The sequence below is a fragment of the Geoglobus sp. genome (assembly GCF_054018175.1).
The window spans coordinates 1-2,936 of record NZ_JBPLZQ010000115.1; the positions used below are offsets into that span (position 1 = coordinate 1).

Consider the following 2,936-nt stretch of genomic DNA (forward strand, 5'->3'; position numbering starts at 1 on the left):
CTACGTAATTGCCACTTTTGGATTTGAGGTATCTTCCATCCTACAGACTCCATCAGCACACTCGATGGCATGAAGCATGTAGGCGTCTTTTGCAGTTACAACAAGCTCTCTCCCGGTTATCCTTGCAATTTTCAGAAAAGTTTCAAGCCTTTCAAAATTTCTCGGTGAGAAATCAGCTATCACGATACCTTTTGACTCCTCAACAGCCCTGAGACAGTTCTCAAATACCATTTTTTCAGATTCATTCACGTCTTCTCTCGAAGTTCTTGTCCCCTCTATAATCAGAACCTGCGCATCCCTGCTCCTTCTGACAAACTCCTTGGTTTTGGCAGCGTTTTTACCGTGAAGCCTTAGATCTCCGGTGTACGATACTGCCACATCCCCGTAGATGATGTATGCATTGGCCCCGTAGATTGAGTGATCGACCTCAAATGCTCTAACCTCGAATGAAAGTGCTGTGTCAGATATGTGGGACACTTCTCCAGCCTCGATACCTTTTGTTCCGGGTCTGTTTGAGATGAACTCCACGAGATGGTCAGAAAATTCAGAAGTAGAGACGAATTTCCTTCCTACGTAATTGCCACTTTTGGATTTGAGGTATCTTCCATCCTCCTGAGGTGCTTTGGGAGAGAAGTATGCTATCTCCGTTCCAATCTTCGCTTGTGAGGAGTCCCTCAATGCCTTGAGGATGGCAACGGATATTGGCGAAGCGACTATGGCGATGTTCTCACTGAGCAGGCCGATGCTCCCGCAGTGGTCAAGATGGGCGTGGCTGAGAAGAACTGCCTCAACATTGAGCTTTGGGTAGGATGAAACGTCTAAATCGGATGGTATCAGGTCTTTTCTGTAAACATCTATCTTCGGAATCAGGTTGAGGTGGATGAGATCGTGGATACCCCTACCATTCCTCTCTGTTAGAAATTCTTGGAAATATTGACTGTATTTAGCAAAGTTCATGCCGAAGTCCAGGAAAACTCCCTTGCCGTTTTCTTCAACGTAGATCTTGTTTCCGCCGATTGTTTCAGCACCATCGTAAACAGTTATTCTCATTCTTCTACCTCCTCGAACGTGCAGACCGAGGAGTAAAAGCTCTTGAGGTTGCTGAAGGATGTTCTCACGTCTGATGCTTTCTTGGATGCGTTGCCAACGTGTCTGAAAAGGATTTCCAGGTTTTCCTCAAGATTTTCGATGTAGTGCCCCATCTCGCTCAGCTTCCTCTGTATCTCCTCAGTCCTCTTTGAAATCTCCTGAGCCTGAATCCTTGCAGAGACCAGGCTGAGGTACGCGGGGAGCGTGGATGGAGAGGTCAGAATTACTCCCGATTTTGCAGCCTCCACCGCAACATCCGGCTCTTCAGAAACTAAGTGATAGAAAATCGTGTCTGAAGGAACAAACATGAGCGCAAAGTCCAGGGTGTTTCCCTTTCCAACGTACTTGCTCCGTATGCTGTCAACATGCCTTTTTACGTCTTTTACGAATTCCTTCCAGTACTTCTCCTTCTCAGCCTCACTCTCCGCCTCGCTGTACTTCCTGAAGTTTTCAAGGGGAAATTTTGAATCTATGCAGAGATATCTGCCTTCCTCGACTGCAATACACGCATCAGGTATTCCATGACCTATATTCTTCTGGAAATTCAGTCTGTTCTGGGGGAAGATGTCCTTCAGCAGGCTTTCAAGCTGAAGCTCGCCGAATTTTGCCCTCGAATGCTTTACCTGAAACATTGTTTTCAGGTCAGAGGTTATTGCCCTGAGATCTGCAGAAGCTTCACTCAGCTTTCCGAGATCCTCCTGGATTCCCAGCTCTTTGAGCGAGGTGGCGAAGGCACCCTTTATCACCTCGGAATTCTTTGTTATGGCCGATGCGAAGAGACTTTCGAGGACTCCTGCCGAGTTCTGGAACGTTTTTGCAACAGCACCCTCGACCCACTCTGGCAGACTTCTGTTCATGTCCTCGAATTTTCTGCCAATCTCCTCGATCCTGCTCTCGGCACTTCTCTGTCTCAGTATCACGTAAACCAGAACGGCAAGAACAGTGATCAGCAGCGCCACGTCATAAAATTCTGTCACCTGTATTACACCACCTGAAGTGGATTGGTCTGATATTACTTAAATCTTTTGTTCAAGTTTAAAAATGCTTGGATATAAAACGCGTTCGATGTATGATGAACGCTGAATGGATTCACAGAGATGCAAACTGGAAGATAAAACCATATCGTTTCAATGCAGAAAACCTTATTGCCTGTCCAGAGCTGCGGTTATCGCCTTTCCAAGCTCTGTCAGTATTATTTTCACATTTCTGCCATGCTTTTCTCTCTTAACAAACCCTGTCCTTTCAAGCTTTGAGAGGTGGTGGCTAAGCCTGCTCCTCTCACTCTGGAATTCTCTGCTTCCCTTGCCAATTTCCGGATTGAGCTTTATTACCAGCTCATCGAGGGATGATACACCGTCTACTATGGCTTTTAGAATCTCCATCTGCTCCCTTCCGGGGAAGCTTACCGGCAGAATGGGCAGCTCCACGATCTCCTCTATTCCCACTTCCTCGTCGTTTTCGCCGTACTTCGGAATTGATGAGAACACCCTCGAGTTCGTGATGCTTGCGGCAATGTATGCTGCAATGGCGAACGTTCTGAGAGAGCCAGAGACGTTTAACACGACCTCATTGCCGGTCTCCCGTTCTCTCTCGGCTATCTCCACAAGCTCGAGAACAGCGTTCATGATGTTTTTCTTGTCAATCTCCACGATCTCGACGTCAAATATTGTTTTGAGCTCGTCGGCTATTTCCTTGGCAACTCTTCTGGCCTTCCTCTCACCACTCGTGTCGGGCTTTCCAACTGCGAGAATGATTCTGGTGACGGGCAGTTCCCTGAGGGCGCGGATGGATTCGATAATCCTCTCCTTCGTGTGTCCAACGAACGTAATCTGGGTTACAGGCATGTT

Annotated in this window: 3 protein-coding genes; all 3 read right to left on the reverse strand. The window is 47.2% G+C overall.

Going from position 1 to position 2,936, the window contains the following annotated elements:
* Complete coding sequence (locus ACXJJC_RS09145) at positions 1 to 1,050, reverse strand: MBL fold metallo-hydrolase (protein ID WP_456371202.1); 1,050 nt, start codon at positions 1,048 to 1,050, stop codon at positions 1 to 3.
* Entirely contained in the window at positions 1,047 to 2,066 is a 1,020-nt protein-coding gene (locus ACXJJC_RS09150; protein WP_456371204.1) for a DNA recombination protein RmuC, read from the reverse strand. Before ACXJJC_RS09150 ends, ACXJJC_RS09145 begins: the two co-directional genes overlap by 4 nt.
* A 165-nt stretch (positions 2,067 to 2,231) precedes the next feature.
* Positions 2,232 to 2,936: HFX_2341 family transcriptional regulator domain-containing protein (locus tag ACXJJC_RS09155; RefSeq protein ID WP_456371206.1), on the reverse strand; the 705-nt coding region annotated here is incomplete at its 5' end.